The organism is Streptomyces sp. NPDC050422, from assembly GCF_044458665.1.
Lineage (GTDB): Bacteria > Actinomycetota > Actinomycetes > Streptomycetales > Streptomycetaceae > Streptomyces.
Genome location: NZ_JBITIE010000005.1, coordinates 44,926 through 70,924 on the forward strand (window position 1 = coordinate 44,926; position 25,999 = coordinate 70,924).

Below are 25,999 nucleotides of genomic sequence, written 5' to 3' on the forward strand. Positions count from 1 at the left end.
GTGCTCCGCGTCGCGGGGTGCGGTGCGCCTGCGCCGGTGGGTGGGGGTGGGGGCCCTCCGGGGAGACTCCTCAAAAATGGCGTGTTCACCCGACGACGAACCTGTACCCGGGTCGTACGCCATTTTCTGCGGGGACTCCCCTGCACGCCCCCACCCGGCATCAGTCGCGTCTGCACACCGGCCATACGACTGTCGCAGACGCGCGGCGGCCGGGTTCGGGGGCGTGCAGGGGAGTCCCCGCAGGACGACGAACAGATACCCGGGTCCGCTGCGTACCCGCCGAACGTTCGTCGTTTGAGGAGACGCCCCGGAGGGACCCCGGGCCCCCACCCACCGGGGTAAGGCGCATCAGCAACGCGGAGCACCCGCACCACCCAAGCCCGTCGAGGGGGTCCCCCATGCCTTTAGGGCCCTTTAGGGCTATGGGGGAGATTGAGGACGGAACCCCGCACCACAGCACCCCGCACCCCGCAGGGACCCGGTCAGACCACCGCCCCGCGGCCGGGGTCGTCACCGTCCTCGTCGTCGTGTTCCATCCGCGCCACCAGAGTGACGGCACCGCCCAGGAAGCCGCCGACGCAGACCGTGGTCAGCCACCAGGTCATCTCCCACTGCAGCAGCACCGCGAGCAGCAGCAGGACCGGGCCGCCGAGCACCGCGAGCCAGGCGAACTTCGCCGTGACGTCGGCCTCCGGCAGCGGCGGCGGCTCCGGGGGCACGAAGTGCCCCTCACCGCTGTCGTCGTCGATGTCGCCCTCGGCGGACTCCGCCGGCTCGTAGTCACGCGGACCGCCGACACCCGGGGCGAAGACCACCGAGCTGCCGAGCGGCTTCTCCGGCGGCTTGGGCCGACTCTTCCCGAGACCCTTGTCCGGGTCCGGAGCGACGGAGTCCTCCTCCGGGAGCGCCAGATCCTCCACGGACCGGAAGGGCCTGGCACCCGGCGGGTCCGGCGGCTCCTCCCCGTATCCCTCGACGATCGCCTTCCAGACCGCGTCCTCGTCGACCGGGCGTTCGCCCTCCGCCCCGGCGGGTGCGGGCGGGGTCTCCGGTGCCGGCGTACCGCCCTCCTCGTCGGGGACGGCCGCTCCCCCGGCGGGGAGCGGCTCCCGCTCCTCCTCGCTGCCTGCGCGCTCCGCGTCGTGCTCAGCCACCGGACCTGCTCCCCTTCTTTCCGACGCTCGGAGCGAGACGACCGATGAACGAGTAGCTCTCGTCGAAGATCCGCTCCGCATCGTGGTCCAACGTCGCGACGTGGTAGCTCTGTTCCAGCAGGATCTCCTCGACGTCCGTCGAGGACACCCGGCTCAGGATCCGGGCGGTGTCGGCGGGCGGCACGACATGGTCCTGCGGGCTGTGCAGCAGCAGGATCGGCTGGGTCACCTGGGGCAGTTCGGCATCGACCAGCCGGAAGAACTTCCGCACCGAGTACGCCGCGTGCAGCGGCACCCGGTCGTAACCCACCTCGTGGGAACCCTCCAGCGCGATGTCGCTCGCCAGCCCCTTCGTCGTCGGCACCAGATGGCGGACGACCGGCAGGGCGTGCGCGGCGAGACCGTGCACCTTGTTGGCCGGGTTGACCAGCACCAGACCCCGGACCGCGTCGCCGTGCTTCGCCGCGAGCCGCAGCGACAGCGCGCCGCCCATGGAGAGGCCGAACACGAAGACCTGCTCGCACCGCTCCAGCAGCTCCCGCAGCGCCCGGTCCACCTCCGCGTACCAGTCCTGCCAGCCGGTCACCTGCATGTCCTCCCAGCGGGTGCCGTGACCGGGCAGCAGCGGCAGCGAGACCGTGAGCCCGCGCTCCGCCAGATAGTCGGCCCAGGGGCGCAGCGACTGCGGGGAGCCGGTGAATCCGTGACAGAGGAGGACGCCGACCTCTCCGCCCTCGTGGCGGAACGGCTCGGCTCCAGGAAGGACCGGCACCGGGGTCTCCTGTTCGTGAGGCTCGAAAGGGGAGCGAAAGGGGGGAGTGCAGAAGGATTACTTCACCGTACGCGACCGGGCCGACACCGACCAGGGCCGTCACCGGCCGGGGCCGGACGCTCCCGGCCCGTGCCGGGCGGAAGCGTCGGCGGCCGCACGGGTTAAGGTCTCTCGACAGCACACAGGAGGCACCCGAGTTGATCTACGGCGCTATGAAGTTCTCCATCGGCGGGTCTCTGAAGCTCGCCTTCAGGCCGTGGGTGGAGGGCCTGGAGAACATCCCCGCGCACGGACCCGCGATCCTCGCCAGCAACCATCTGTCGTTCTCCGACTCCTTCTTCCTGCCCGCCGTCCTTGACCGCAAGGTCACCTTCATCGCCAAGTCCGAGTACTTCACCGCGCCCGGCGTCAAGGGCAAGCTCACCGCCGCCTTCTTCAAGGGCGTCGGCCAGCTCCCGGTGGACCGTTCGGGCGCCCGCGGGGCCGGCGAGGCGGCGATCAAGGCGGGCATCGAGGTCATCGAGAGCGGCGGCCTGTTCGGCATCTACCCGGAGGGGACCCGGTCGCCCGACGGCCGCCTCTACCGCGGGAAGCCCGGCGGCCTCGCCCGGGTGGCGCTCGCCACCGGCGCGCCGGTCATCCCCGTCGCGATGATCGACACGGAGAAGATCCAGCCGCCCGGCCAGGTGATGCCCAAGCTGATGCGCCCGGGGATCAGGATCGGCAAGCCGCTCGACTTCAGCCGCTACCACGGCATGGAGGGCGACCGCTTCATCCTGCGCTCGGTCACCGACGAGGTGATGTACGAGATCATGAAGCTCTCCGGCCAGGAGTACGTCGACATCTACGCGACCGCCGCCAAGCGGCAGCTCGCCGACGAGGCGAAGCACCGGGCCGAGGCCGCGAAGAAGGCGTCATCGGGCACGGAAGCGGACCGCGACGACGCCTGAGGGCGCGGTGGTCCGCCGGGGGTGGGGGAGAACAGTATGGCCAAGCGTGTACGCGTAGTGCGGATGTCGGTCGAGCAGCCGCTGTGGCGTGCCCTGACCGCGTACCGCATCCTCACGATGCTCTACGCGATCCTGCTCGCCGTCTTCGGACGCGAGAAGTACGAGCGGCCGTGGGTGGCCATCGCCTTCCTGGCGGTCATGACCGTCTGGACGCTCGCCACCCTGCCGAAGGTCTCGGGCGCCGCGGCCTGCACCAAGCGCTTCCTGGGGGCCGACCTCACGCTCGCTCTCATCGGCATCCTCGTCACTCCGCTCGCCGACTTCCAGGCCCAGCACATGGACGGCCCGACCCTGCCGTCCATCTGGACCGCCGGTTCCGTCCTGGCCTTCGCGATCAAGGGCGGCTGGCGCTGGGCGGCCTTCGCCTCCACCTTCGTCGCCGTCGCCAACCTGATCGAGCGCGCCGAACCCAGCCGCGACACCCTGCACAACGTCCTGCTGGTCTGGGTCGCCTCCATCGCCATCGGGTACGTCGTCGAGGTCGCCCGCGCCAGTGAGCGCACCCTCGCCCGCGCCCTGGAGATCGAGGCCGCGACCCGGGAGCGGGAGCGTCTGGCCCGCGACATCCACGACAGCGTGCTCCAGGTCCTCGCCATGGTGCAGCGGCGGGGTACGGCGTTCGGCGGCGAGGCCGCCGAACTGGGCCGGATGGCCGGGGAGCAGGAGGTCGCCCTGCGCACCCTCGTCTCCAGCGGTCTGGTGCCCCCCACCCGGGTCTCCGAGGACGCGGCCGAGGGAGCCGTCGTGCGGAGCGTCGAGGCGGACGACGACGAGACCGACGCCCCGGCCGAGACCGATCTGCGCGCCCTGCTCGCCCCGCACGCCGGATCCCGGGTGACCTTCGCGGAGCCCGGCGCACCGGTGCTGCTCACGCCCGCCGCGGCCGGGGAGCTGGCGGCCGCCGTCGGCGCGGCCCTGGACAATGTCCGGGTGCACGCGGGGGAGAGCGCCCGCGCGTGGATCCTGGTCGAGGACTGGCCGGACGAGGTGATCGTCACGGTCCGGGACGACGGACCGGGCATCGCGGAGGGGCGGCTCGCCCAGGCCGAGGGCGAGGGCCGTCTCGGCGTCGCCCTCTCCATCCGCGGGCGGCTGCGCGACCTGGGCGGCACGGCAGAGCTGATCTCGGTGCCCGGCCAGGGCACCGAGGTCGAATTGAAGGTTCCGAAGGTTTCACGGGGGAAGGCGGGTTCAGTCCGATGAGCGCAGCAACCGAAGAGGGCGCCGGGCAGCAGCGGCCCATCAGGGTGATGGTGGTCGACGACCACCCGATGTGGCGCGACGCCGTCGCGCGCGACCTGGCCGAGGCCGGCTTCGACGTCGTGGCGACCGCGGGCGACGGCCCGCAGGCCGTCCGCCGCGCCGCGGCCGTCACCCCCGACGTCCTGGTCCTCGACCTCAACCTGCCCGGGATGCCGGGCGTCCAGGTCTGCAAGGAGCTCGTCGGATCGCAGCCCGGACTGCGGGTCCTGGTGCTCTCGGCGAGCGGCGAGCACGCCGACGTACTGGAGGCGGTCAAGTCGGGCGCCACCGGCTATCTGCTGAAGTCGGCGAGCACCCAGGAACTGACCGACGCGGTCCGCTCCACCGCCGTCGGCGACCCGGTCTTCACCCCGGGCCTCGCCGGACTCGTGCTCGGCGAGTACCGCAGGCTGGCCTCCGAACCCGCACCCGTCGCCTCCGACGAGCCGAAGGCCCCGCAACTCACCGACCGGGAGACCGAGGTGCTGCGGCTGGTTGCCAAGGGGCTCTCGTACAAGCAGATCGCCGAGCGGCTGGTCATCTCGCACCGCACCGTCCAGAACCACGTCCAGAACACCCTGGGCAAGCTCCAACTGCACAACAGGGTGGAGCTCGTGCGGTACGCCATCGAGCGCGGCCTCGACGACGTCTGATCAACACCCGCACATTGCACGGGAATTAACCGTACAGCCCATCCCAGAGTGACCTGAATCACCCTTAGCGTGGTGAGGAGCGAGCTCACTTCGGCGAAGGGATGCTTCCATGCGGGTCGGAGTACTGACCGGGGGCGGCGACTGCCCCGGCCTCAACGCGGTCATGCGCGCCCTCGTCCGCAAGGGCGTGCAGGAGTACGGCTACGACTTCATCGGCTTCCGGGACGGCTGGCGCGGGGTGCTGGAGGGCGAGACGGTCCCGCTCTCCATCCCGGCGGTGCGCGGCATCCTGCCGCGCGGCGGCACCATCATCGGTTCCTCTCGCACCAACCCCCTCAAGGCCGATCACGGTGTCCGCCGGGTGCGGGAGACCCTCGCCGCGTACGAGGTCGACGCGCTCGTCACGATCGGCGGCGAGGACACACTCGGCGTGGCGGCCACCCTGTCCGACACGTACGGCGTCCCCTGCGTCGGCGTACCGAAGACCATCGACAACGACCTCTCCGCCACCGACTACACCTTCGGCTTCGACACCGCAGTCGGCATCGCGACCGAGGCCATCGACCGGCTGCACACCACGGCCGAATCCCATATGCGGGTCCTCGTCGTCGAGGTGATGGGCCGCCACGCGGGCTGGATCGCGCTCCACTCGGGGCTGGCCGGCGGTGCCAACGTCATCCTCATCCCGGAACAGCGCTTCGACATCGACCAGGTCTGCGCCTGGGTGACCTCCCGGTTCCGGGCAAGCTACGCACCGATCGTGGTCGTCGCCGAAGGGGCCGCGCCCGCGCAGGGGGACATGGTCCTCAAGGACGGGTCGCACGACTCCTTCGGCCATGTCCGGCTCTCCGGCGTCGGCGAGTGGCTGGCCAAGGAGATCGAGAGCCGCACCGGCAAGGAGGCCCGGACCACCGTCCTCGGCCACGTCCAGCGCGGCGGCACCCCCAGCGCCTTCGACCGCTGGCTGGCCACCCGCTTCGGGCTGCACGCCATCGACGCCGTGCGCGACGGTGACTTCGGGAAGATGGTCGCCCTGCGCGGCACGGACATCGTGCGGGTGCCGATCGCGGAGGCCACCGCCCGGCTCAAGACGGTCGACCCGGCGCTCTACGCGGAGGTGGGGGTGTTCTTCGGCTGAGCGGCGCGCCCGGTCCGGCCACCGTATATTCGCGATGACCGGCCCCGCGGGTCCCGCTCCCGGAGCGGGACCCGCACCCAGGGCCTTTCGTTCGGATCAGTCACGGGAGACGTCGTGGAAATCCTGGCATTCGGTGTGCAGTCCGACGAGAAGCCGCTGATCGAGAAGGCCTTCGCCGGGAAGCACGAGGTGCGCTGCCTGGACGTCTTCCTGAACCGGGACACCGCACCCATCGCGGCGGGTTACGAGGCCATCTCCACCAGCGTCAACGCCGACCTGGGCGGCAAGGTCCTGCAGACCCTCGCGACCGGCGGCACGCAGCTGATCGCCCAGCGTTCCACGGGCTTCAACAACATCGACCTGGACGTCGCCGAGCGCCTCGCCCTGCGGGTCTCCCGGGTCTCGTGGTACTCGCCCTACTCGGTCGCCGAATTCGCCTGGACCCTCGCGATGGCGGTCAACCGCCGCATCGTCCGCGCCACGACCCGTACCCGGGACTTCGACTTCCGCCTCGACGGCCTCCTCGGCCGGGACATGCGCGGCCGCACGGCCGGCATCATCGGCACCGGCAAGATCGGCGAGGCCTTCACCCGGATCGCCCATGGCTTCGGGATGAACATGCTCGGCTGGGACGTCGCCGAGAACCCGGCCTGCGTCGAGCTCGGCATGCGGTACGTGGACAAGGAACAGCTCCTCGCCGAGTCCGACCTGATCAGCCTGCACGTCCCGCTGCTGCCCTCGACCCACCACATCATCGGCAAGGACGCCCTGTCCCACATGAAGGACGACGCGATCCTGATCAACTCCAGCCGCGGCGGACTCGTCGACACCAAGGCCCTGGTCGAGGAGTTGCGGGCGGGCCGGTTCCTGGGCGTCGGACTCGACGTGTACGAGGCGGAGGCCGGGCTCTTCTTCCTCGACAAGTCCCTGGAGGGCGTCGACGACGACACCCTGGCCCGGCTCGTCACCTTCCCGAACGTCCTCGTCACCTCGCACCAGGCGTACTACACCGAGGACGCCCTGGGCCAGATCATCGAGGCCACCGTCCGTAACGTCGACGACTACCTGGCCGGCCGCCGCAGCGAGAACGTACTGGTCCCGGCGCTGCCCGGCCCCTGACGGCATCACCGGGGCCGGGCGGCACGGCGTCAGCCGCGTACCGGAAGCCCTGCCAGGAGCTCGCCCACGATCGCCGACCCGCGCAGCGTCAGCACGGACTCGGGGTGGAACTGCACGGAGGCGAAGCCGTCCCCGCGCAGCGCGTGGAGCTCCCCGGTCGCCGGGTCCAGACTCGCCTCGATGCCGTGTGCCGCCAGCTCGGTGGCCGCGGCGTCGTCGCAGCGCGCGGTGAAACTGTTGTAGAAGCCGACGGTCTCCGGACGGCCGAACAGCTCGATCCGGGTCTGCGCGCCCTGGTAGGGAACGGTCTTGCGGACGATGTCGAGCCCCAGCTCCGCCGCGATCAGTTCATGGCCCAGGCACACCCCGAGCAGCCCGTGCCGGTGATCCCGTACGAGCTCCGCGGCCAGGGAGCGCAGCAACCGCATCTTCGGGTCGGCCGCGTCACCCGGATCACCCGGGCCGGGACCCAGCACGACGGGGCCCTCGTGTGCCCGTACGACCTCACGCAGCCCCGGCTCGTCGTAGCGGCGCACCGACACGTCGAGGCCCGAGGCGCGCAGCAGATGCCCCAGCATCGAGGTGAACGTGTCCTCGCCGTCGATGACCAGCGCATGGCCGGACAGCGCGTCGGTGCGCTCCTGCATCCGCAGCCAGAACGGCGCAAGACCCTCCCGCCGGGCGTCCAGAGCCGCCCGCACCCGCGGGTCGTCGGCCAGCCCGGGACGTGCCCCCTCGGCCTGCGGCCGCCCCGGCCGCACCCCCAGCGCGGTCAGCACACCGGCCGCCTTGGCATGGGTCTCGGCGACCTCGCTCTCCGGGTCGGAGTGACGCACCAGCGTCGCCCCGACGGGCACCCGCAGCTCGCCCCGGGCCGAGATGTCGGCGGTCCGGATCAGGATCGGCGAGTCCAGCGTCTGCGCCCCGTCGGGTCCCTTCCGCAACAGGGCCAGCGCGCCCGCGTAGTAGCCGCGCCCGCCCGACTCGTACCGCTCGATGACCCGGCAGGCGTTCTGCACGGGGGAGCCGGTGACGGTCGCCGCGAACATGGTCTCCTTCAGGACCTCCCGCACATCCAGCGAGGAGCGGCCGCGCAACTCGTACTCCGTGTGCGCGAGATGGGCCATCTCCTTGAGCCGCGGCCCGATCACCACCCCGCCCATGTCGCCCACGGTGCACATCATCTTGAGCTCCTCGTCGACCACCATGGAGAGCTCCTCGGTCTCCTTGCGGTCGGCGAGGAAGGCCAGCAGGTTCTCGGCGGTCGGCCCCTCGGCGGGGTAGCGGTAGGTGCCGCTGATCGGGTTCATCACGACCGTCCCGCCGGACATCCGCACATGGACCTCGGGGCTGGCACCGACCAGCGTCCTGTCCCCGGTGTGCACGACGAACGTCCAGTACGCGCCCCGCTCACCGGCCAGCAGCCGCCGGAACAGCGCCAGCGCGTCCGCCCGGCCGAACCCCGGGATCTCCCCCCGGAAGGTCCGCCGGATGACGAAGTTCGCTCCCTCGCCCCGGCCGATCTCGTCCTCGATGACCCGCCGCACCGTCCCGGCGTACTCCTCGTCGGACACGTCGAACGCACCGTCCTGGACCCGCACCGCGTGGGTGGGCAGCGCGTCCAGTGTCTCGTCGAGGCGCAGGTCGTACGTCTCGTCCGCGACCAGCACGGCCAGCGGTGTGCCGTCGTCGCGGACGTCGAAGCCACGCTCGGCGATCTGCCGGAACGGCACGAGGGCGAGGGTGGGCTGTTCGCCCACCGGGATGTCGGCGAGCCGGCCGGCCTCGTGGACCCGGCCGATCAGCACCTCGACGGTGTCGTGGTCGTGGCCGGGGGTGCGCCTGCGCAGCAGGGCGAAGGGCGGGCAGTCGTCGCCGAGGAGCCTCTGGACGATCGGGTGCGATGCGGTGTGCGGTGCCATCTGCGGTGTTCCTTCCACTGGGATCAGCTGGGAGGAACGGCCCCTGGACATGGGAAAGGCCGCCCCTCGGGCGGCCTCTGCGTCGGTGTGTACGCGCAATCAGTGGGCCGCCGGATGAGCGGTCCACCACCAGTTACGGGTCAGTTGCGCGAACATGCCCGAACCATAACCCATGACGCACGCACGAAGGGGCCCGTTCCGCCCGACGGGCGCAACGGACCCCTTCACGGATCCGGTCCGAAGCCGATCAGAGCAGCGTGTTGTAGATGCTCCAGCCGCCGCCGACCTTGGCCATCGGCGCGAACGGCTTCGCCATGTCGCCCGTGGAGCGGTAGTACCAGAGCACACCCGCGCTGTCCCGGGCGATCAGGTCCGGGATGCCGTCACGGTTCAGGTCGCTCGGGCCGAGGAGGTCCTTGAAGACCCCCCATCCCTTGCCGACCTGGGTGCGCGCGGCGTACGGCGCGGTCGGGCTGCCGGTGCCCTTGTAGAGCCACAGCACGCCGGACTTGTCCCGGGCGACCAGGTCCGCCTTGCCGTCGGCGGTCAGGTCACCGGTGGAGACCAGGGTGTTGTAGACACCCCAGCCGCCGCCGACGCGGGCCTTCGTCGCGAACGGCTTGGCCGGGTCGCCGGTGCCCTGGTAGAACCAGAGGACGTTGGAGGCGTCGCGGGCGATCAGATCGGCCTTGCCGTCGCCGTTCAGATCGCGGGCGCCCCACATGCCGTTGTAGACACCCCAGCCGCCGCCGACCTTCAGGCGGGCCATGAACGGCTTGTCCGGGTTGTTGCCGCCCCGGTAGTACCAGAGGTAGCCGCTCGTGTCGCGGGCCACCATGTCGCCCGTGCCGTCGGCCCGCAGCGCCGTCATCGCGGTGATCGCGTTGTAGCCCTGCCACCCCGGACCCACCCGGTAACGGGCGTAGAACGGCGTCGTGGCGCTGCCGGTGCCCTGGTACTGCCAGAGCACACCGGCCGAGTCACGGCCCAGGATGTTGTAGCGGTTCGTCCCGGCGTCCGGCGCGACGCTGGTGCCGGTCTCGACGTCGCTCGCCTTCACCCACGCGATGCGGTGGTTGTAGCGGATCGGGTAGAAGAGGTTCGTGCTCCCCTTCACCAGCGTGCGGTCGTTGGCGGCCGTGCCCGCGAACGTACCCGCGAACCAGTAGTCGCCCGCCTGCGCCGGTCCGACCTGAGGATAGGCCTGACCTGCGGCGATGCTGTACTTCGTCAGCGAGTCGTTGTTCTTCGTCTGCACCGGCACACCGGTGCCCGTGTACGCCGCGTCCTCCGGGTAGGCGCGCCCGTACACCTTGATGGACGTCGCACCCGCCTTGGGCTTCAGCACCGGCTGGGCGGTCTTGGTGACCGGGGCGGTGAACTGGCCGCTCGGGTTATGGAACCAGGCCTTCTTGCCGCCGTACCAGATGGCGGTCCAGTCGGTCCGGGCCTCGGCGACGACGTACTTGCCGCCCGCGACGACCTTGTTGCCCCAGTTGGGTCCGTCCGTGGACTTCACGTTGGGGATGTACGGGTCGGTGATCATCGCCGACGTGGTGGAGGGCGAGGTGTAGAGGTAGCCGAAGTTCGCCGGCTGCTTGGCGACCGTGCTGCCGCCGTACGTCAGCGTCGGCTGGTTGGCCGTGGTGAACGGGGGCACCACCTTGACGACCTGGCCGGCCTTGATCGGACCGCCGGCGCCGCTGTCGCCGGTCGGGGCGCCGATCAGGGACATGTAGTGGTTCCAGTCCCAGAAGGGGCCCGGGTCCCAGTGCTGGCCCGCGACGTTGGCGTCCAGTACGCCGGGCACCTCATCGTGGCCGATGATGTGCTCACGGTCGAGCGGGATACCGAAACGCCCGGCCAGGTACTTCACGAGCGTCGAGGACGACTCGTACTGGGGCTCGGTGTACCAGCTGCCCGACTTGATCGCGTAGCCCTCGTGCTCGATACCGACCGAGTGCATGTTCGCGGTCTTGTTGGCCGCGTGCCACGCCTCGTTCTTGGTCTCGACCATCTGGGTGACCAGACCGTCCTTGGCCCGGATCAGGTAGTGCGCACTGGCGTACGACGTCGGGTTCTGGAACGTCGCCAGCGAACCGTCGTAGCCACCCTCGGTGTCGTGGATGACGATGTAGCGGATGTCCTCGCCACTGGCCGGACGGTCCGCGACGTTGTAGTTGCCGAAGTCGTCCGGGGTGCTGCTGTTCTGCTTGAACCCGGCGGGCTTGAAGTCACAGTTCAGCTCGGAGGGGCACTCCGGCGCCGGAGTCGCCGTGACGGCGGCGTTCGTCGCCGCCAGCGGCATCTTCGCGGGCTTGACCGGGGTCACCGACGGGTCGGCGGGCAACGACAGCTGCTGGCCGTCCGCGGTGAGACGGCTCTCGCCGCTCTTCACCGACTCGAAGACACGGTTGGCGAAGAGGGTGGCGCCCTTGGTGTCAGAGGCCTGGCTGTAGCGCGCGACGGCCGGGTACCACTTGCCGGCCTCGTCGGGCAGCGAATCGGTGGCCTCGCGCTGGTACTTCGCGAGCAGCGCCGCGCCTGCGCGGATGCTCTGCTCCGTGTCGTCCTGCACCGCGCCGGCCGACTCGTCGATCAGCTTCGCGGCCTCGTCGAGCGTGTGCAGCTCGGCGGCGTCGGTGTCGACCGGCTCCGGCAGGTTGCGCAGTGCGCGCTTCGCGTCGAAGTGCTTCATCACGGCCGGGTCGCCGCTCATGTTGAGGTGCGCGAGCCGCTCGGCATCCGTCGGCTGCTCGATGTCGTCCTCGGTGACCCGGGTCAGGCCCATCACGTTGTACGCGCCGCTGGTGCTCGGCTCGCCGTCGTGGCTCTCCCACAGCGTCTGACGGTAGGAGACCGCCATCAGCACGCTCTGCGGTACGTCGAACTCGGACGCCGCGTCCGCGAACTGCTTCTGCAGTGCGGCGGAGGCCGCCACCGGCTTCGCGTCGGTGGTCGCGGTGTCCTGCGAGGCCATGGCGAGAGTGCCGATCGTGGCGGTCGCGACGACCGCCGCGCCGACGCCGTACAGGACGCGTCTCGTCTTGAGGTCCCTGCGGTGATTCCGCTTCAAAGCCCCACCCCTGTGGTCCACTTGTTCAATTCGGAAAGGTGTGACGCTAGCAGGCCCGACTGTGCTGCCCGTCACTGGGCGTGCGTGTGTCCGTCTCATCCGTTGAGCACCCGGAAAAACAGTGGACGCGACCCCGTAATGTGGAGCCGTGACCGTGAACGCCAATACCTCCGTCGCCGGTGGCAACACCTGGCGAGACCTTCCCGCGGCGCAGCAGCCCGAGTACCCCGACTCCGAGGCCCTGCGCGATGTACTCGCGGACCTCGCGTCGTATCCGCCGCTCGTCTTCGCCGGCGAGTGCGACCAGCTGCGCGCCCGCTTGGGAGCCGTCGCCAAGGGCGAGGCGTTCCTGCTGCAGGGCGGTGACTGCGCCGAGGCCTTCGACGCCGTGTCGGCCGAACACATCCGCGCCAAGCTGAAGACGCTGCTCCAGATGAGCGCCGTCCTCACCTACGCGGCCTCCGTGCCCGTCGTCAAGGTGGGCCGGATCGCCGGTCAGTACTCCAAGCCGCGCTCCAAGCCGACCGAGACCCGCGACGGCGTGACGCTGCCGACGTACCGCGGCGACTCCGTCAACGGCTTCGCCTTCACCGAGGCCGAGCGCATCCCGGACCCGGACCGGCTGAAGCGGATGTACCACGCGTCCGCGTCCACGCTGAACCTCGTCCGCGCCTTCACCACCGGCGGCTACGCCGACCTGCGCCAGGTGCACGCCTGGAACCAGGACTTCGTGAAGTCGTCCCCGTCCGGCCAGCGCTACGAGGCCCTGGCCCGCGAGATCGACAACGCGCTGAACTTCATGAAGGCGTGCGGTACGGACCCGGCGGAGTTCAAGGCCGTCGAGTTCTACGCCTCGCACGAGGCCCTGCTCCTGGACTACGAGTCGGCGCTGACCCGCGTCGACTCGCGGACCGGCCAGCTGTACGACACCTCGGGCCACATGGTGTGGATCGGTGAGCGCACCCGCCAGATGGACGGCGCGCACATCGAGTTCGCCTCGAAGATCCGCAACCCCATCGGCATCAAGCTCGGCCCGACGACCACCGTCGACGAGGCCCTCGGCTACATCGAGCGCCTCGACCCCGAGCGCGAGCCCGGCCGGCTGACCTTCGTCGTCCGCATGGGCGCCGACAAGGTCCGCGACAAGCTCCCGGAGCTGGTCGAGAAGGTCACCGCCTCCGGCGCGACCGTGGCCTGGGTGACCGACCCGATGCACGGCAACACCTTCGAGGCCGCGTCCGGCCACAAGACCCGTCGCTTCGACGACGTCCTGGACGAGGTCAAGGGCTTCTTCGAGGTGCACAAGGGCCTCGGCACGCACCCGGGCGGTATCCACGTCGAGCTCACCGGTGACGATGTCACCGAGTGCGTCGGCGGCGGCCACGAGATCTTCGTGGACGACCTCCACCAGCGTTACGAGACGGCCTGCGACCCGCGGCTCAACCGCAGCCAGTCGCTGGACCTCGCGTTCCTGGTCGCCGAGATGTACCGGGATCAGTAGGCATCACCGCTGGTAGCGGACGTACGACTGTGGGGCACGGATCGATGTGATCCGTGCCCCACAGGGCGTTCCGGGGCTTTTGCGGGCCTTGAGCGGCGGGTAAGGTTAGGTTAGCCTCACCGATTATCGGGGCGGCGCCCACGATCCATCCCGTCGGGAGGTGAACCGCATGTACGTCTGCTCGTGCTTCGGCGTAACGGAGCAGCAGGTCAAGAAGCATGCGGAAGACGGCGCCTGCACACCCCGCCAGATAGCGTCCGCCTGCAAGGCGGGGACCGACTGCGGCGGCTGCGTCCGCACCATTCAGGCGATGCTCGGCCGCGGCGCCTGCCCGCGCCGCGAGCTGCTCGACCAGAAGCGGACGCCGGGCACCGCGGACCGTGTCACGGCCGACGCCGCTGCCGATGCCGATCAGCGCACCGCCCCCGGCGCCGGCCCCGTTGGCGGGCCGGTCGCTCTTCCCGACGCCGCCTGACGTCGTCCTTGTCCGGTCAGCTGTCGGGCTGCTCGATCAGCTGGGCGATGTAGAGCGGTTCGCCGAGCTTCTCGACCAGTTCCAGCTGGGTGTCGAGATAGTCGATGTGGTGCTCCTCGTCCGCCAGGATCGACTCAAAGATATTTGCTGACGTGATGTCGCCCTTGCCGCGCATCAGCTCGATGCCGCGCTTGAGGCGGTCGATCGCCTCCACCTCGACCTGACGGTCCGCCTGGAACATCTCGGTGACCGTCTGGCCCACTCGTACGTGGAAGAGCCGCTGGTAGTTCGGCAGGCCGTCCAGGAACAGGATGCGGTCGGTCAGGATCTCGGCGTGCTTCATCTCGTCGAAGGACTCGGAACGGGTGTACTTCGCGAGCTTCGTCCAGCCGAAATTGTCCTGCATCTTTGCATGCAGAAAGTACTGGTTGATAGCAGTCAATTCGGCGGTCAGCTGTTCGTTCAGGAACTCGAGGACCTCGGGGTCGCCCTGCATGGCAGAGGCTCCTTCCACCGGTGAACTGGGCAAGTTGGCCGCATCCTCGCACCGCACCCGATGGGCGTCCAGTAAGTGCACGCTTAGTATGAGTTGCCCGAATCGCCTCTGCCCTGGTCATGACCACCCCTGCCTGTCTGTCACCATGGAGTCATGGGTCAGCCGGAAAGCCGGGAACACCACGCGTCAGAGCAGTCCGAGCTTCCGCCGGGACAGCGACTGCAGCGTGGTTGGCCGGTTACCCACTACGGGCCGGTGCCCAAGTTCAAGCCCGACCGCTGGGAATTCCGGGTCTTCGGGGCCACGGCCGACGGTGAGAAGCACTGCTGGAACCATCAGGAGTTCTCCGCGCTGCCGTTCTCCTCGGTCGTCGCCGATCTGCACTGCGTGACCAAGTTCAGCATGCTCGGCGCCGAGTGGGGCGGAGTTCTCGCCCGCGATGTCGTGGCACTCGCGCCGCCCGCGCCACAGGTCACCCATGTGATGGTCTGGGCCGAGTACGGATTCAGCTCGAACCTCCGGCTCGACGACTTCACCTCCGAGCGGGCCCTGTTCGCCACCCACAAGGGCGGCGAACTGCTCACCGCCGAACACGGCTTCCCGCTTCGGCTCGTCGTGCCGCACCTGTACGCCTGGAAGGGCCCCAAGTGGGTCCGGGGCATCGAGTACATGAGCGCCGACCGCCGCGGGTTCTGGGAGGAGCGCGGCTATCACAACATCGGTGACCCCTGGAAGGAACAGCGTTACTCCTACCAGGAGGAGCCCGGGGACGGACCCGAGCTCTGAACCGGCTGTTCCCCGTGTGCCGCCTCAGTGGTGGTACTGGTGCACCACCGCGTGTCCCTTGCCGCGCCCGATCATCCACTTGTTCACCGGTGTGGTGACGACGAAGGCGACGGCGAGCGAGATCGCGAGTGCCCCCCAGAACAGGGCGTCCGCAAGCGTGGCGTCCATGGCGCCGGGCCACAGGACGATCACCCCGTTGTCGATCAGTTCCATCACCGCGATGGAGAGCGTGTCGGCCGCGAGCGCGACCCGGAACGCCGTCCTGAAGTCGACACCCGCCTTGAGGATGGACCGCAGCGTCAGCGTGTAGCCGAAGAAGAACGCCAGGACGATCGCGAGGACCATCGTCGGCAGGTTGCCCCAGCCGAGCGCGGTGCCGATCACCATGCCGAGGATCTCGCCGATGGCGCATCCGGTGAGGCAGTGGAGCGTGGCGCGCGCCGCCATCGCCCAGCTCGCACTGCCCGCACCGTGGCCGGAGTGACCGTGGCTCCCGTGGCCCCCGTGGCCGGCATGGTCCGTGTGCGGTGTGTGCGGTGTGTGCGGTGTGTGGTTCTGCATGGTGAACCCCAATGCCGAGGAGTGGCTCCTGCCGACAGTAAGAACCATATACCCCCCTGGGGTATTCCTCCATGGGTCTCCGCGCGATCAGCCCAGGCCGCGCAGCTCCTTCAGCCGGGCCACGTCGGCCGCATGGCCCTCCTTGCCGCCCGGCGTCTCGATGACCAGCGGAACGCCCTCGGTGGCCGGGTGGGAGAACAGCTCACGGAACGGCTCCTCGCCGATGTGGCCCGACCCGATGTTCTCGTGCCGGTCCTTGTGCGCCCCGGTCACGTCCTTGGAGTCGTTGGCGTGGATCAGCTTCAGCCGGCCCTCGCCGACCGTCTCCACCAGCAGATCCAGGGTCTCCTTCATGCCGGCCGGTGCGGCCAGGTCGTGTCCCGCCGCGAAGATGTGGCAGGTGTCGAGACAGATGCCGAGCTTCGGATGGGTATCGAGCGCGTCGAAGTACGGTCCGAAGTCCCAGGTACGTGAGCAGAGCGAGAATCCCTGCCCCGCGGTCGACTCCAGCAGCAGGAACGGGTCGTCGTCGTGCGTCAGCTCGTCCAGCAGCGGCCGCATATGGGTACGCACCTGCGCCAGCGCCTCCTCCCGCGGCCGTCCGTTGGTCGCCGAGCCGGTGTGTACCACGACGCCCAGGGCGCCGATCTCGCGCGCCCGGCGCAGGGAGTGGCGCAGGGAGTCGACGGACCTCTCCACGGTCGCCGGGGTGTGCGAGCCGAAGTTGATCAGATACGGGGCGTGCACGTACGCCGGTATGGACTCGGCGGCGCACTCGGTGCGGAACAGTTCGTCCTGCGCCGGGTTGCCGGCCGGGGTCGCCCAGCCGCGCGGATTGGCCACGAAGACCTGGACGGCCTCCGCGCCCATCTCGCGCGCGTAGGGCAGGCCGACCTTGGCGAGGCCGCCGGCTACCGGGATGTGGCCGCCGACAGGGTTGCGCATACGTATAGGTCCTGTCTGAAGTCCCGCGTCGTCCGCGCGAAGCGCGGGCGCAGCGGCGGTCGGTGCGTGCGGTCGGTGTGCGTGGTCGTAGGTCCTGCCCTGCGACCACGTGCGGCGGGGCGCAGGCTCGGGACTCCGGACAGGGCCTAGAGCCCCTTGGTCTTGATGGTGATGGTGCTGCCCTCGGGGGCCTGGTCGCCGCCGTCGACGGACTGGCTCGCGATCGTGTCGCTGAAGGAGAGGAACGGGCGGTCGACCTTGACCTCGAACCCCGCGTCCTCCAGCTCGCTGCGGGCGTCGTCGACGTCCTTGCCGGTGACGTCCGGGACGTCGATCATCTGCGGTCCCTTGGAGACCGTCAGCGTGATGCTGTCCCCCTCGGCGGCCTCGGTTCCTTCCGGTACCGACTGGCGGGCGACGTCGCCCTCGTCCTCCGGGGAGTTGACCCGGCCGGGCGCGACGACGGCCTTGAGGCCCGCGTCCTCCAGCTCCGCCGTGGCGTCGTCGACCGACAGGCCGGTGACATCGGGGACGTCGACCGGGCTGCCCTTGGAGACCACGATCGCGACCGCGGAGTCCGGGTGGCGCTCGGCGCCCGCCTCGGGATCCGTACGCACCACCTCACCGGCGCTCACGTCGTCGCTGAACTCCTTGGTGACCATGCCGGGCACCAGGCCCCGCTTCTCCAGTTGCCGTCTGGCTTCGGAGAGCTCGACGCCCTGGACATCGGGCACCGTGACGATCTCGGGACCGCGCGAGACGACCAGCGACACCGAGTCGTTGCCCCGGATCCGGGCGCCCGACTTCGGGTCGCTGCTGATCACCTTGCCGCGGTCGACGGTGTCGCTGTAGGCCCGCCGCACGCCCTTCAGCTCCAGACCGGTGTCCGAGAGCCGCCCCTTCGCCGCCGCCTCGCTCTGGCCCAGCAGCGAGGGGACCCGGGTGAACTGCCCGGAGTTGATGTACCAGACACCACCGCCGACCCCCAGGACGAGCAGCACGGCGAGGACGGCCACGATGACACCCCGCGGCGGCCTCCGGCGGACCGGGCCCGCCCGACGGGCGGGCGGCTGCGGCGGCATCTCCAGCCGGCTGGTGTGGTGGGCGGTGCCCTGGCCGGGCGGAAGCACCCGCGGGATCACGCTCGTACGGTCCTCGGCGGCCTCGCGCACCTCGGCCAGGGCCTGCGGCGGCACGGCGTCCAGTTGCGCGTCGGTGAGGCAGGACCGGGCCCGGCGGGACTCGGCGAGCAGCGCCACGGCGTCGAACGGGCGGACCTCCGGGTCGCGGGCCGTGGCGCTCGCCACCAGCGCGTCGAGCTCGGCCGCGAGACCCGGGACGACGGCGGAGGGGGCCGGGACATCCTCGTTGAGGTGCTGGTAGATGACCTGGGCGGGGGAGTCCCCCGTGTGCGGCTTGGCGCCCGTGAGCATTTCGTACAGCACGACGCCGCACGCGTAGACGTCGGCGCGGGTGTCCGCGGTGCCGTGCTCGATCTGCTCGGGGGCGAGGTAGGAGACGGTGCCCAGGATGGTCCCGGTGGTGTTCGTGACCGAGCCCACGGCCCGGACCAGGCCGAAGTCGGCCACCTTGACCCGGCCGTCGTCGCCTATCAGCACGTTCTCCGGCTTCATGTCCCGGTGGACGAAGCCCGCCCGGTGCGCGGCCCCCAGGGCGGCCAGTACCGGCTCCAGGATGTCCAGTGCGGCCCGCGGCTGCAGGGCGCCCCGCTCGCGCAGCACATCGCGCAGCGTGCACCCCGCGACGTACTCCATTGCCAGGTAGACGTACTGCTCCTGGGCCCCCTGGTCGAAGACGGCGACCACGTTGGGGTGCGCCAGCCGGGCCACGGACTTGGCCTCGCGGATGAAGCGCTCGACGAACGAGGCGTCGGTCGCGAGCGCCGGGTGCATCACCTTGAGGGCGAGCACCCGGTCGAGCCGGGTGTCCATGGCCCGGTAGACCGTGGCCATGCCGCCCACGGCGATGCGGGCATCGACGCGGTAGCGGCCGTCGAGCAGCTGCCCGACGAGAGGGTCCTGGAGGGTCGTATCCACGGTGCTGAGTCTACGAGCCACCGCCGACACGGCCGACTGGCCGGGGCGATCCCGGGGCCGTACTGCAGCCGAGCCGTGACAGGGACATGCGATCCGCTGCCGGGGAACGGGTGTGGCCCCGGGATCGGGACGGGTCGTGACCGGCACATGAGATCCGCCACACGGACCCTCCGGGCGCCCCGGGTCAGAACGCCGGGCGCTCCGGATCCAGCACCGCCCGCCCCGCCACCGGCGACGACGCCTCGGCGAAGTGGCGGCGAGGGATCCGCCCCGCGCGGTACGCGAGCCGACCGCCCTCCACCGCGTGACGCATCGCGGCGGCCATCAGCTCGGGTTCCTGCGCGCGGGTCACCGCCGAGGCGAGCATCACGGCCGCACATCCCAGCTCCATGGCCAGCGCCGCGTCCGAGGCCGTGCCGGCGCCCGCGTCCAGGATCACCGGAACCCGCGCCTGTTCGACGATCAGCTGGAAGTTGTGCGGATTGCGGATGCCCAGGCCGGAGCCGATGGGGGAGCCGAGCGGCATGATCGCCGCGCACCCCACGTCCTCCAGCTTCCGGGCCAGTACCGGGTCGTCGTTCGTGTACGGCAGCACGGTGAAACCGTCGTCCACCAGCGTCTCCGCGGCGTCGAGCAGCTCGATGGGGTCGGGCAGGAGGGTGCGCTCGTCCGCCACCACCTCCAGCTTGACCCAGTGGGTGCCGAGCGCCTCGCGGGCCAGCCGGGCGGTGAGTACGGCCTCGCCCGCGGTGAAGCAGCCCGCCGTGTTCGGCAGCACGCGGATGGAGAGCTTCTGCAGTACGGAGAGCACGGAGCCCTGCACGGTCGGGTCCAGGCGGCGCATCGCCACCGTGGTCAGCTCGGTGCCGGAAGCGGTCAGGGACCGCTCCAGCACGTCCAGGCTCGGTGCCCCGCCCGTCCCCATGATCAGCCGGGAGCCGAGGACGGTGCCGCCGAGCGAGAAGAGGTCGTCGGACATGGTCAGCCTCCCTGGACCGCGGTGAGGACCTCGACCCGGTCGCCGTCGGCGAGCGCGGCCGCGGGCCACTGGCCGCGCGGTACGACGGTCTCGTTCAGGGCGGCCGCGACGCCCGAGGGCGCGCGGGTCAGCGAGGCGACCAGGGCCTCCAGGGTGGTGCCCGGCGCGACGGCGACGGCCTCGCCGTTCACGGAGACGGAGAGGGAGGGGGAGGCGGAGGGGGAGGCGGAGAGGGGGGCGGGCTCGGTCATGCGGGCTGCTCCTGACGTACGGGGGCGGCGGCGGGTGAGAAACGGCCGGGGGAGAAGGGGCGGGCCACCTCGGGCAGCTCGCCTCCGGCCAGCAGCTCCGCCATGGCGTCCCCGGTGACGGGGGTGAGCAGCACCCCGTTTCGGTGGTGGCCGGTGGCGAGGTGCAGGCCGGGCAGCGCGGTGCGGCCGAGCAGCGGGGCGTTGTCGGGGGAGGCGGGGCGCAGACCGGCGACGGTCTCGGTGAGCGGCAGCTCCGTGATGCCCGGCACGAGCTCGTGCGCGTCGCGCAGCAACTCGTACACACCGCCTGCCGTGACGGTGGTGTCCCAGCCCATCTCCTCGCTGGTGGCGCCGATGACCAGTTCGCCGTTCTCGCGCGGTACGAGGTAGACGTGGCTGCCCCGGACCACGGCCCGCACGGTGCGGGAGAGGAAGGGGGCGTACGCGGTGGGCACGGTCAGGCGCAGCACCTGGCCCTTCACCGGGCGGACCGGGGGCAGGACGTGCTCCGGCACCCCCGCGAGCCGGCCGCTGAGGCTGCCCGCCGCGAGCACGACCTGATCGGCTGCCGCCTCCCTGCCGTCGGCGAGCTCGACTCCGGTGGCCCGGCCGCCCGTGACCGTGAGCCGTTCGGCCCGTTGGCGGTGGAAGGTGACCCCGGCCCGCTCGCACGCCGTCAGCAGCGCGGCGGCCAGCCGTCGCGGGTCGACCTGGTGGTCGCCGTCGACCCGCAGCCCGCCGCGTACGCCGGGCGCGAGCATCGGCTCCAGACGGCGGCACTCACGACCGGTGAGCCACTCCGACTCCAGCCCCGAGCGGCGTTGCAGGGCGTGGAGCTCCCGCAGATGGGCGCGGTCGTCGGCGTCGAGCGCGACGGCCAGGGTGCCGCAGGCGCGGAAGCCGATCTCCTGTCCGCTCGCCGCCTCCAGCTCGGCCGCGAACGCCGGATAGCGTGCGGCGGAGGCGACGTTGAGACCGAGCAGCATCTCCTCGCCGTAGTGGAGTTCGGTGACGGCGGCCAGCATGCCGGCCGCGACCTGTGCGGCACCGCCGCCCGGTGCGGGGTCCACGACCGCCGTGACCAGGCCGCGCTGGGCGGCCCGCCAGGCGGTGACCAGGCCGATGATGCCGCCCCCGATGACGAGGACGTCCGACCCGTTCGTCCGGTGTATGCGCATGGGCGTCCAGCCCCTCCCTTCGCCGGCATGACCCGGATCAGGTTCGTACGGTCGGAGGCCGTCCAGCCTCCCTCTCAGCCCGGTCCGTCCGGGCTCCCGCGAGTGATGTGCACGGCCACCCTAAACCCCTGCCCCACGCCGCCTGCAAGGGAGCGGACGCCGGCGCGGGGACGGCGATCCGGTGGGCGCGTCACGGGAACCGACTTCCTGACGTTGTGTCAGGTGCTTAAGGTGGACGGGTGGACGAGCAGACCGGACAGCAGCAGACAGGATCGCGACGCAGCCGCCGCGTCGTGATCGCCGGAGCGGGCATGGCGGGCGTGCAGACCGCCGTGGCCCTGCGCGAACAGGGCTTCACCGGCCCCGTCACGCTGATCGGCGCCGAACCGCACCAGCCGTACGACCGGCCGCCCCTGTCGAAGGCGGTCCTTCTCGGCAAGGCCGAGGACTCGGCCTTCGACATCGACTTCGAGGCGCTGGGCATCACCCTGCGGCTCGGCCTCGACGTGACGGCACTGCGCGCGGCCGACCGCGAACTGGACACCCCGGACGGGCCCGTCCCCTACGACGTCCTGGTCGTCGCCACCGGCGCCGAACCCCTGGTGCTGCCCGGCTCGGAGGGTGTCCCGGGCGTCCACCTCCTGCGCACCCTGGACGACGCCGCCCGGCTGCGCCCGGTCCTCGAACGGCAGCACGACGTCGTGGTCGTCGGCGCGGGCTGGATCGGCGCCGAGTTCGCCACCGCCGCCCGCGCGGCCGGCTGCGCGGTCACCGTGGTCGAGGCCGCCGACCGCCCGCTCGCCGGCGCGCTGCCCGCCGAGGTCGCCGCCCCCATGGCCGGCTGGTACGCCGAGAGCGGCGCCGCGCTCCTCACCGGCGCACGCGTCGCCCGCATCGAACCCGGCCGCGTGGTCCTGACCGACGGCCGCACCCTCCCGGCGGACGCGGTCGTCGTCGGCATCGGCGCCCGGCCCGCTACCGGGTGGCTCGCCGGATCGGGGATCGAACGAGGCCCGGACGGATCGGTGACCGCCGGCGCATCGCTGCGCACCTCGCTCCCCGACGTGTACGCGGTCGGGGACTGCGCATCCTTCCCCTCGGCCCGGTACGGCGAGCGGCTGCTCGTCCACCACTGGGACAACGCCCTTCAGGGGCCCCGGACCGTCGCCGCCGCTGTCGTCCGGGAGGGCGAGGGGCAGCCCCCGGTCTACGACCCCGTGCCCTACTTCTGGTCCGAGCAGTTCGGCCGCTTCGTCCAGTACGCGGGTCACCACACGGGGGCCGACGCCCTGGTGTGGCGCGGCGACCCTTCCGAAGCGACGTGGACGGTGTGCTGGCTCCGGGGCGGCGCGCTCGTCGCCGTACTGGCGGTTGGCCGTCCGCGCGATCTGGCACAGGGCCGCAAACTCGTCGAATCGGGGGCGGAACTCGTCCCCGAGCGGGTCGCCGACCCCTCCGTACCCCTGAAATCGGCCACGCTCTGACGCCCGCCCGACGCCCCGTACGGTCGGCCCGGGTACCGACTGTCGGTCCGGGATGGCACGCTTGTCCCCGTGACCGAGATTGACGTAAAGATCGATGCTCTCGTCCCCGCCTGGCTCCACCTCCCCGACATCGCAGAAATGTTCGATATCGAGGTGACGCGTGTGCGCCAGCTGGTCAAGGACGGCCAGCTCATTGCCGTACGACGTGGTGAGAACCGGGCGCTCCAGGTGCCTGCCGCCTTCATCGACGGCGACAAGGTGGTCAAGGGCCTTTCGGGGACCCTGACGCTCCTGAGGGACGACGGCTACTCCGACGCGGAGATGCTGGAATGGCTCTTCACGCCCGACCCGAGTCTGCCGGGCACGCCCGCGCAGGCACTGAGTGAGAACCGCGGCACGGAGGTGAAGCGTCGCGCCCAGGCGCTCGCCGTCTGAGAGACCGGCGCCGCACAGGGGAGGCGGGCCGCATGTCGCGGCCCGCCTCCCGCGCGGCACCACACCGAACCACCGCCATCGTCGTCCCCGGGGGGAACCGCACCATGTCCACGCCTCGCACGCTGCTGTCCGACGCCCGGCTCTACCTGTGCACGGACGCCCGCCGGCGCCAGGGCGACCTCCCCGCGTTCCTCGACGCGGTCCTCACCTCCGGCGTGGACATCATCCAGCTGCGCGACAAGGGCATGGAGGCGGCCGAGGAGCTCGAACACCTCGCGGTCTTCGCCGACGCCTGCAAGCGCCACGGCAAGCTCCTCGCCGTCAACGACCGGGCCGACGTGGCCCACGCCATCGGCTCCGACGTGCTGCACCTGGGCCAGGGCGACCTGCCGGTCCCGGCCGCCCGCGCGATCGTCGGCCAGGACGTGGTCGTCGGCCGCTCCACGCACGCCGAGTCCGAGGTCGACGCGGCCCTCGCCGAGCCCGGCGTCGACTACTTCTGCACCGGCCCCTGCTGGCCCACGCCGACCAAGCCCGGCCGGTACGCCCCCGGCCTGGACCTCGTCCGCTACGCCGCCTCGCTCGCCCCCGCCCGCCCCTGGTTCGCCATCGGCGGCATCGACGCCGGCAACCTCGACGAGGTGCTGGAAGCCGGAGCACGCCGGGTCGTCGTCGTGCGGGCCGTCACCGAGGCGTCCGATCCGGCGGCGGCCGCCGCCGGGCTGGCGGGAAGGATCCGGGACCGCGCCGAGGCGTGACCGGGAGGACGGCCGGGGGCCTGTTCGGGACGGGAGTGTCCGAAGCGTGGACAAAGTTCGGGCAATCAAGTCAAATCGCCCCAGTTCGGTGGGGAGCCCGCCTCGCCCTGGTTAACCTGCCGGTATGGCCCTTGGCACACCCTCCACCAGGACAGATCACGCGCGCACCGTGCGTGAGATGCTCGCGACCGGCAAGACCTCGTACTCCTTCGAGTTCTGGGCGCCCAAGACCGAGAAGGGTGAGCGCAACCTCTGGAACGCGCTGCGCCGGGTCGAGGCGGTGGGACCGAGCTTCGTCTCCGTGACGTACGGAGCCGGCGGCTCCACCCGGGCCGGGACGGTCAAGGCGACCCAGGACATCGCCGCCGAGTCCACGCTCACCCCGGTCGCGCACCTCACGGCGGTCAACCACTCCATCGCCGAACTGCGCAACATGGTGGGTCAGTACGCGGACGCCGGAATCCGGAACATCCTCGCCGTGCGCGGAGACCCGCCGGGTGACCCGATGGGCCCGTGGGTCGAGCACCCGCAGGGCGTGCGGTACGCGGCGGATCTCGTGCGACTGATCAAGGAATCCGGTGATTTCTGTGTCGGCGTCGCCGCATTCCCCGAACGGCATCCGCGCTCGGAGGACTGGGACACCGACATCCGGCATTTCGTGGACAAGTGCCGTGCCGGTGCGGACTATGCGATCACGCAGATGTTCTTCGACCCGGACGCCTATCTCCGGATGCGTGACCGGGTGGTCGCTGCGGGTTGCGAAACGCCGGTCATTCCCGAGGTGATGCCCCTCACGAGCGTCCGGCAATTGGAGAGATTCGCGCAGCTCAGCAACGCGACCCTGCCCGCGGACCTGAAAGAACGCATCCTCGCCGCCAAGGAGGATCCCGCCGCTGTACGCTCCATTGGCATCGACTTCGCAACGCGGTTCTGCGCGAAGCTGCTTTCCGAGGGTGTCCCCGGGCTGCACTTCATCACGTTGAACAACTCGACGGCGACGCTCGAAATCTACGAGAATCTCGGACTGCACAAGCAGTCGTGACCGGCCGTACCCGCCGCGACCCGGGGCGGTGGCCGTAGAAGGGGGCGGGCATGGGCTGGACGGTCCTCTACATCGCGTTCGGCATCGTTGCGCTGTGGCTGCTCGGTGAGGTGCTGCTGCAGTACAAGGCGCGGCTGCGCTGGCGCCTGCTCGCCTTCACCGGCTTCGTCGGTGTCGTCATCGGTGTCCTGATGCCGTCCGTGTTCGTCATCGTCGTCGGTGCGATCGCCTTCGCGACGGGGCAGACGTACGTCACGCTCTCCTTCCGCCGCGGCTTCTCGACGGGCTGGGCCATAGGGGGCAGCCCCGGGGAGAGCCGGCGCCGGCGCTCCGGAGCCGACCGCGAGCCCACGCTCCAGGTCTCGGACCTGGAGATGGAGTACGACCACCAGGCACCGCCACCGCCGGAGGCCGCACCGCAGGCCGGGCCGGCCGAGGTCTACGCTCCGGAGCCGCTGCCGGACGACACCGGGCAGTACGGCATCTACACCGAACCCCGCCGGCAGGAACAGCCCCAACAGCCCCAGGGACAGCCGCAGTACGCCGCGTACGACCCGTACACCGACCCTGCCGGCTACCCGGCGCAGGGCCAGGACCTCTACGCGGGCCAGGACACCTACGCGGGAGCCGGTCAGTACGACTACGGCACGGACCAGCAGCAGTACGCCGCGTACTCCGACCCGTACATTGGTACCACCGCGAGCACCCCGCAGTACGGCACGTACGGGAACGACGGGAACTACGACAGCTACGGCAGCGGCCAGCAGTTCGCCGACCCGTACGCCCAGCCGCAGTCGTACGCCCAGTCCCAGCCGTACGCCTCCGAGACCCCGCCGGGCGGAGTCTGGGTGCCGCAGCAGCGGGAGGGCGAGCAGTATCCGCCGATGGCTCCGGAGCAGCCCGCCCAGCCGGCGCCGTACCCGAACGGCTACGACACGGGCCACAACGAGCAGTACCGCTACTGA

General features: G+C 70.9%; 25 protein-coding genes and 1 riboswitch. Of the genes, 13 read left to right on the plus strand and 12 right to left on the minus strand.

Annotated elements, in window-relative coordinates; all coding sequences use genetic code 11:
• Positions 1–482 precede the first annotated feature (482 nt).
• Positions 483–1,154 (minus strand): hypothetical protein, encoded by a 672-nt coding sequence (locus ACIBJG_RS08320; RefSeq protein WP_399305503.1) that lies wholly within the window; start codon positions 1,152–1,154, stop codon positions 483–485.
• The gene (locus ACIBJG_RS08325) at positions 1,147–1,926 is read right to left on the minus strand and encodes an alpha/beta hydrolase (protein ID WP_399305506.1); all 780 of its coding nucleotides are present in this window, start codon (positions 1,924–1,926) and stop codon (positions 1,147–1,149) included. Before ACIBJG_RS08325 ends, ACIBJG_RS08320 begins: the two co-directional genes overlap by 8 nt.
• A 197-nt stretch (positions 1,927–2,123) precedes the next feature.
• On the opposite strand from ACIBJG_RS08325, the gene ACIBJG_RS08330 reads away from it, so the two are divergent.
• From ACIBJG_RS08330 to ACIBJG_RS08350, 5 genes are all read left to right on the plus strand, one after another.
• Positions 2,124–2,876 carry a lysophospholipid acyltransferase family protein gene (locus ACIBJG_RS08330; RefSeq protein ID WP_399305508.1) on the plus strand — a complete coding sequence of 251 codons (753 nt, stop codon included), beginning with the start codon at positions 2,124–2,126 and terminating at the stop codon, positions 2,874–2,876.
• A gap of 36 nt (positions 2,877–2,912) precedes the next feature.
• Positions 2,913–4,139: a MacS family sensor histidine kinase gene (gene macS / locus ACIBJG_RS08335; protein WP_399305511.1), complete on the plus strand. Its 1,227-nt coding sequence runs from the start codon at positions 2,913–2,915 to the stop codon at positions 4,137–4,139.
• Entirely contained in the window at positions 4,136–4,831 is a 696-nt protein-coding gene (locus tag ACIBJG_RS08340; RefSeq protein ID WP_399305514.1) for a response regulator, read from the plus strand. The genes macS and ACIBJG_RS08340 overlap by 4 nt, the downstream gene beginning before the upstream one ends.
• A gap of 109 nt (positions 4,832–4,940) precedes the next feature.
• The gene (locus tag ACIBJG_RS08345; protein WP_399305517.1) at positions 4,941–5,969 is read left to right on the plus strand and encodes a 6-phosphofructokinase; all 1,029 of its coding nucleotides are present in this window, start codon (positions 4,941–4,943) and stop codon (positions 5,967–5,969) included.
• Positions 5,970–6,083: 114 nt separating this feature from the next.
• Complete coding sequence (locus tag ACIBJG_RS08350) at positions 6,084–7,088, plus strand: 2-hydroxyacid dehydrogenase (RefSeq protein ID WP_399305520.1); 1,005 nt, start codon at positions 6,084–6,086, stop codon at positions 7,086–7,088.
• A gap of 29 nt (positions 7,089–7,117) precedes the next feature.
• On the opposite strand, the gene ACIBJG_RS08355 is transcribed toward ACIBJG_RS08350, so the two are convergent.
• The 3 genes from ACIBJG_RS08355 to ACIBJG_RS08365 form a co-directional block, all read right to left on the minus strand.
• Complete coding sequence (locus ACIBJG_RS08355) at positions 7,118–9,010, minus strand: anthranilate synthase family protein (RefSeq protein ID WP_399305523.1); 1,893 nt, start codon at positions 9,008–9,010, stop codon at positions 7,118–7,120.
• 99 nt (positions 9,011–9,109) lie between these two features.
• Entirely contained in the window at positions 9,110–9,184 is a 75-nt protein-coding gene (locus tag ACIBJG_RS08360; protein WP_399306256.1) for a trp operon leader peptide, read from the minus strand.
• Positions 9,185–9,257: 73 nt separating this feature from the next.
• Complete coding sequence (locus ACIBJG_RS08365; protein WP_399305525.1) at positions 9,258–12,086, minus strand: N-acetylmuramoyl-L-alanine amidase; 2,829 nt, start codon at positions 12,084–12,086, stop codon at positions 9,258–9,260.
• Between the two features lie 154 nt (positions 12,087–12,240).
• Here ACIBJG_RS08365 and ACIBJG_RS08370 point away from each other — a divergent pair, with 154 nt between their 5' ends.
• Together ACIBJG_RS08370 and ACIBJG_RS08375 are read left to right on the plus strand one after the other, a co-directional pair.
• The gene (locus ACIBJG_RS08370; protein ID WP_399305528.1) at positions 12,241–13,587 is read left to right on the plus strand and encodes a class II 3-deoxy-7-phosphoheptulonate synthase; all 1,347 of its coding nucleotides are present in this window, start codon (positions 12,241–12,243) and stop codon (positions 13,585–13,587) included.
• Between the two features lie 169 nt (positions 13,588–13,756).
• Positions 13,757–14,062: a bacterioferritin-associated ferredoxin gene (locus ACIBJG_RS08375; RefSeq protein WP_399305530.1), complete on the plus strand. Its 306-nt coding sequence runs from the start codon at positions 13,757–13,759 to the stop codon at positions 14,060–14,062.
• A 16-nt stretch (positions 14,063–14,078) separates the two neighbouring features.
• Here ACIBJG_RS08375 and bfr read toward each other — a convergent pair whose 3' ends face one another.
• The gene (bfr, locus tag ACIBJG_RS08380; RefSeq protein ID WP_124718145.1) at positions 14,079–14,558 is read right to left on the minus strand and encodes a bacterioferritin; all 480 of its coding nucleotides are present in this window, start codon (positions 14,556–14,558) and stop codon (positions 14,079–14,081) included.
• 153 nt (positions 14,559–14,711) lie between these two features.
• Between bfr and ACIBJG_RS08385 the strand changes: the two genes are divergently transcribed.
• The gene (locus tag ACIBJG_RS08385; protein ID WP_399305533.1) at positions 14,712–15,344 is read left to right on the plus strand and encodes a sulfite oxidase-like oxidoreductase; all 633 of its coding nucleotides are present in this window, start codon (positions 14,712–14,714) and stop codon (positions 15,342–15,344) included.
• Between the two features lie 24 nt (positions 15,345–15,368).
• Here ACIBJG_RS08385 and ACIBJG_RS08390 read toward each other — a convergent pair whose 3' ends face one another.
• The 6 genes from ACIBJG_RS08390 to thiO form a co-directional block, all read right to left on the minus strand.
• On the minus strand, positions 15,369–15,905 hold the full coding sequence (locus ACIBJG_RS08390; RefSeq protein WP_399305535.1) for a DUF4396 domain-containing protein: 537 nt from the start codon (positions 15,903–15,905) through the stop codon (positions 15,369–15,371).
• Positions 15,906–15,992: 87 nt separating this feature from the next.
• On the minus strand, positions 15,993–16,850 hold the full coding sequence (locus ACIBJG_RS08395; RefSeq protein WP_399305538.1) for a deoxyribonuclease IV: 858 nt from the start codon (positions 16,848–16,850) through the stop codon (positions 15,993–15,995).
• Positions 16,851–16,996: 146 nt separating this feature from the next.
• Positions 16,997–18,907: a Stk1 family PASTA domain-containing Ser/Thr kinase gene (gene pknB, locus ACIBJG_RS08400; protein ID WP_399305540.1), complete on the minus strand. Its 1,911-nt coding sequence runs from the start codon at positions 18,905–18,907 to the stop codon at positions 16,997–16,999.
• Positions 18,908–19,091: 184 nt separating this feature from the next.
• Positions 19,092–19,886, minus strand: a complete 795-nt coding sequence (locus tag ACIBJG_RS08405; protein ID WP_399305543.1) for a thiazole synthase — start codon at positions 19,884–19,886, stop codon at positions 19,092–19,094.
• A 2-nt stretch (positions 19,887–19,888) separates the two neighbouring features.
• Positions 19,889–20,137, minus strand: coding sequence for a sulfur carrier protein ThiS (thiS, locus tag ACIBJG_RS08410; RefSeq protein ID WP_399305546.1), 249 nt, complete (start codon positions 20,135–20,137; stop codon positions 19,889–19,891).
• Positions 20,134–21,315, minus strand: a complete 1,182-nt coding sequence (gene thiO / locus ACIBJG_RS08415; RefSeq protein WP_399305549.1) for a glycine oxidase ThiO — start codon at positions 21,313–21,315, stop codon at positions 20,134–20,136. The genes thiS and thiO overlap by 4 nt, the downstream gene beginning before the upstream one ends.
• Positions 21,313–21,425: riboswitch (TPP riboswitch) on the minus strand. Its footprint overlaps the gene before it by 3 nt.
• 201 nt (positions 21,426–21,626) lie before the next feature.
• On the opposite strand from thiO, the gene ACIBJG_RS08420 reads away from it, so the two are divergent.
• The 5 genes from ACIBJG_RS08420 (at position 21,627) to ACIBJG_RS08440 (ending at position 25,999) form a co-directional block, all read left to right on the plus strand.
• A complete protein-coding gene (locus ACIBJG_RS08420; RefSeq protein ID WP_399306259.1) occupies positions 21,627–22,799 on the plus strand; it encodes an NAD(P)/FAD-dependent oxidoreductase in 1,173 nt (390 codons plus the stop codon).
• A 69-nt stretch (positions 22,800–22,868) separates the two neighbouring features.
• Positions 22,869–23,234 (plus strand): Rv2175c family DNA-binding protein, encoded by a 366-nt coding sequence (locus ACIBJG_RS08425; RefSeq protein ID WP_399305552.1) that lies wholly within the window; start codon positions 22,869–22,871, stop codon positions 23,232–23,234.
• 104 nt (positions 23,235–23,338) lie between these two features.
• Entirely contained in the window at positions 23,339–23,992 is a 654-nt protein-coding gene (gene thiE, locus ACIBJG_RS08430) for a thiamine phosphate synthase (protein ID WP_399305554.1), read from the plus strand.
• A gap of 124 nt (positions 23,993–24,116) precedes the next feature.
• On the plus strand, positions 24,117–25,034 hold the full coding sequence (gene metF, locus ACIBJG_RS08435; protein WP_399305557.1) for a methylenetetrahydrofolate reductase [NAD(P)H]: 918 nt from the start codon (positions 24,117–24,119) through the stop codon (positions 25,032–25,034).
• Positions 25,035–25,084: 50 nt separating this feature from the next.
• Positions 25,085–25,999, plus strand: coding sequence for a hypothetical protein (locus ACIBJG_RS08440; protein ID WP_399305560.1), 915 nt, complete (start codon positions 25,085–25,087; stop codon positions 25,997–25,999).

Coding starts and splice junctions, on each gene's coding strand:
- ACIBJG_RS08420 (WP_399306259.1), top strand. CDS start 21,627: ATGGCGGGCGTGCAGACCGCCGTGGCCCTGCGCGAACAGGGCTTCACC.
- ACIBJG_RS08340 (WP_399305514.1), top strand. CDS start 4,136: ATGAGCGCAGCAACCGAAGAGGGCGCCGGGCAGCAGCGGCCCATCAGG.
- ACIBJG_RS08395 (WP_399305538.1), bottom strand. CDS start 16,850: ATGCGCAACCCTGTCGGCGGCCACATCCCGGTAGCCGGCGGCCTCGCC.
- thiO (WP_399305549.1), bottom strand. CDS start 21,315: ATGCGCATACACCGGACGAACGGGTCGGACGTCCTCGTCATCGGGGGC.
- bfr (WP_124718145.1), bottom strand. CDS start 14,558: ATGCAGGGCGACCCCGAGGTCCTCGAGTTCCTGAACGAACAGCTGACC.
- ACIBJG_RS08390 (WP_399305535.1), bottom strand. CDS start 15,905: ATGCAGAACCACACACCGCACACACCGCACACACCGCACACGGACCAT.
- ACIBJG_RS08345 (WP_399305517.1), top strand. CDS start 4,941: ATGCGGGTCGGAGTACTGACCGGGGGCGGCGACTGCCCCGGCCTCAAC.
- ACIBJG_RS08440 (WP_399305560.1), top strand. CDS start 25,085: ATGGGCTGGACGGTCCTCTACATCGCGTTCGGCATCGTTGCGCTGTGG.
- ACIBJG_RS08355 (WP_399305523.1), bottom strand. CDS start 9,010: ATGGCACCGCACACCGCATCGCACCCGATCGTCCAGAGGCTCCTCGGC.
- thiE (WP_399305554.1), top strand. CDS start 23,339: ATGTCCACGCCTCGCACGCTGCTGTCCGACGCCCGGCTCTACCTGTGC.
- thiS (WP_399305546.1), bottom strand. CDS start 20,137: ATGACCGAGCCCGCCCCCCTCTCCGCCTCCCCCTCCGCCTCCCCCTCC.
- macS (WP_399305511.1), top strand. CDS start 2,913: ATGGCCAAGCGTGTACGCGTAGTGCGGATGTCGGTCGAGCAGCCGCTG.
- ACIBJG_RS08405 (WP_399305543.1), bottom strand. CDS start 19,886: ATGTCCGACGACCTCTTCTCGCTCGGCGGCACCGTCCTCGGCTCCCGG.
- ACIBJG_RS08375 (WP_399305530.1), top strand. CDS start 13,757: ATGTACGTCTGCTCGTGCTTCGGCGTAACGGAGCAGCAGGTCAAGAAG.
- metF (WP_399305557.1), top strand. CDS start 24,117: ATGGCCCTTGGCACACCCTCCACCAGGACAGATCACGCGCGCACCGTG.
- ACIBJG_RS08385 (WP_399305533.1), top strand. CDS start 14,712: ATGGGTCAGCCGGAAAGCCGGGAACACCACGCGTCAGAGCAGTCCGAG.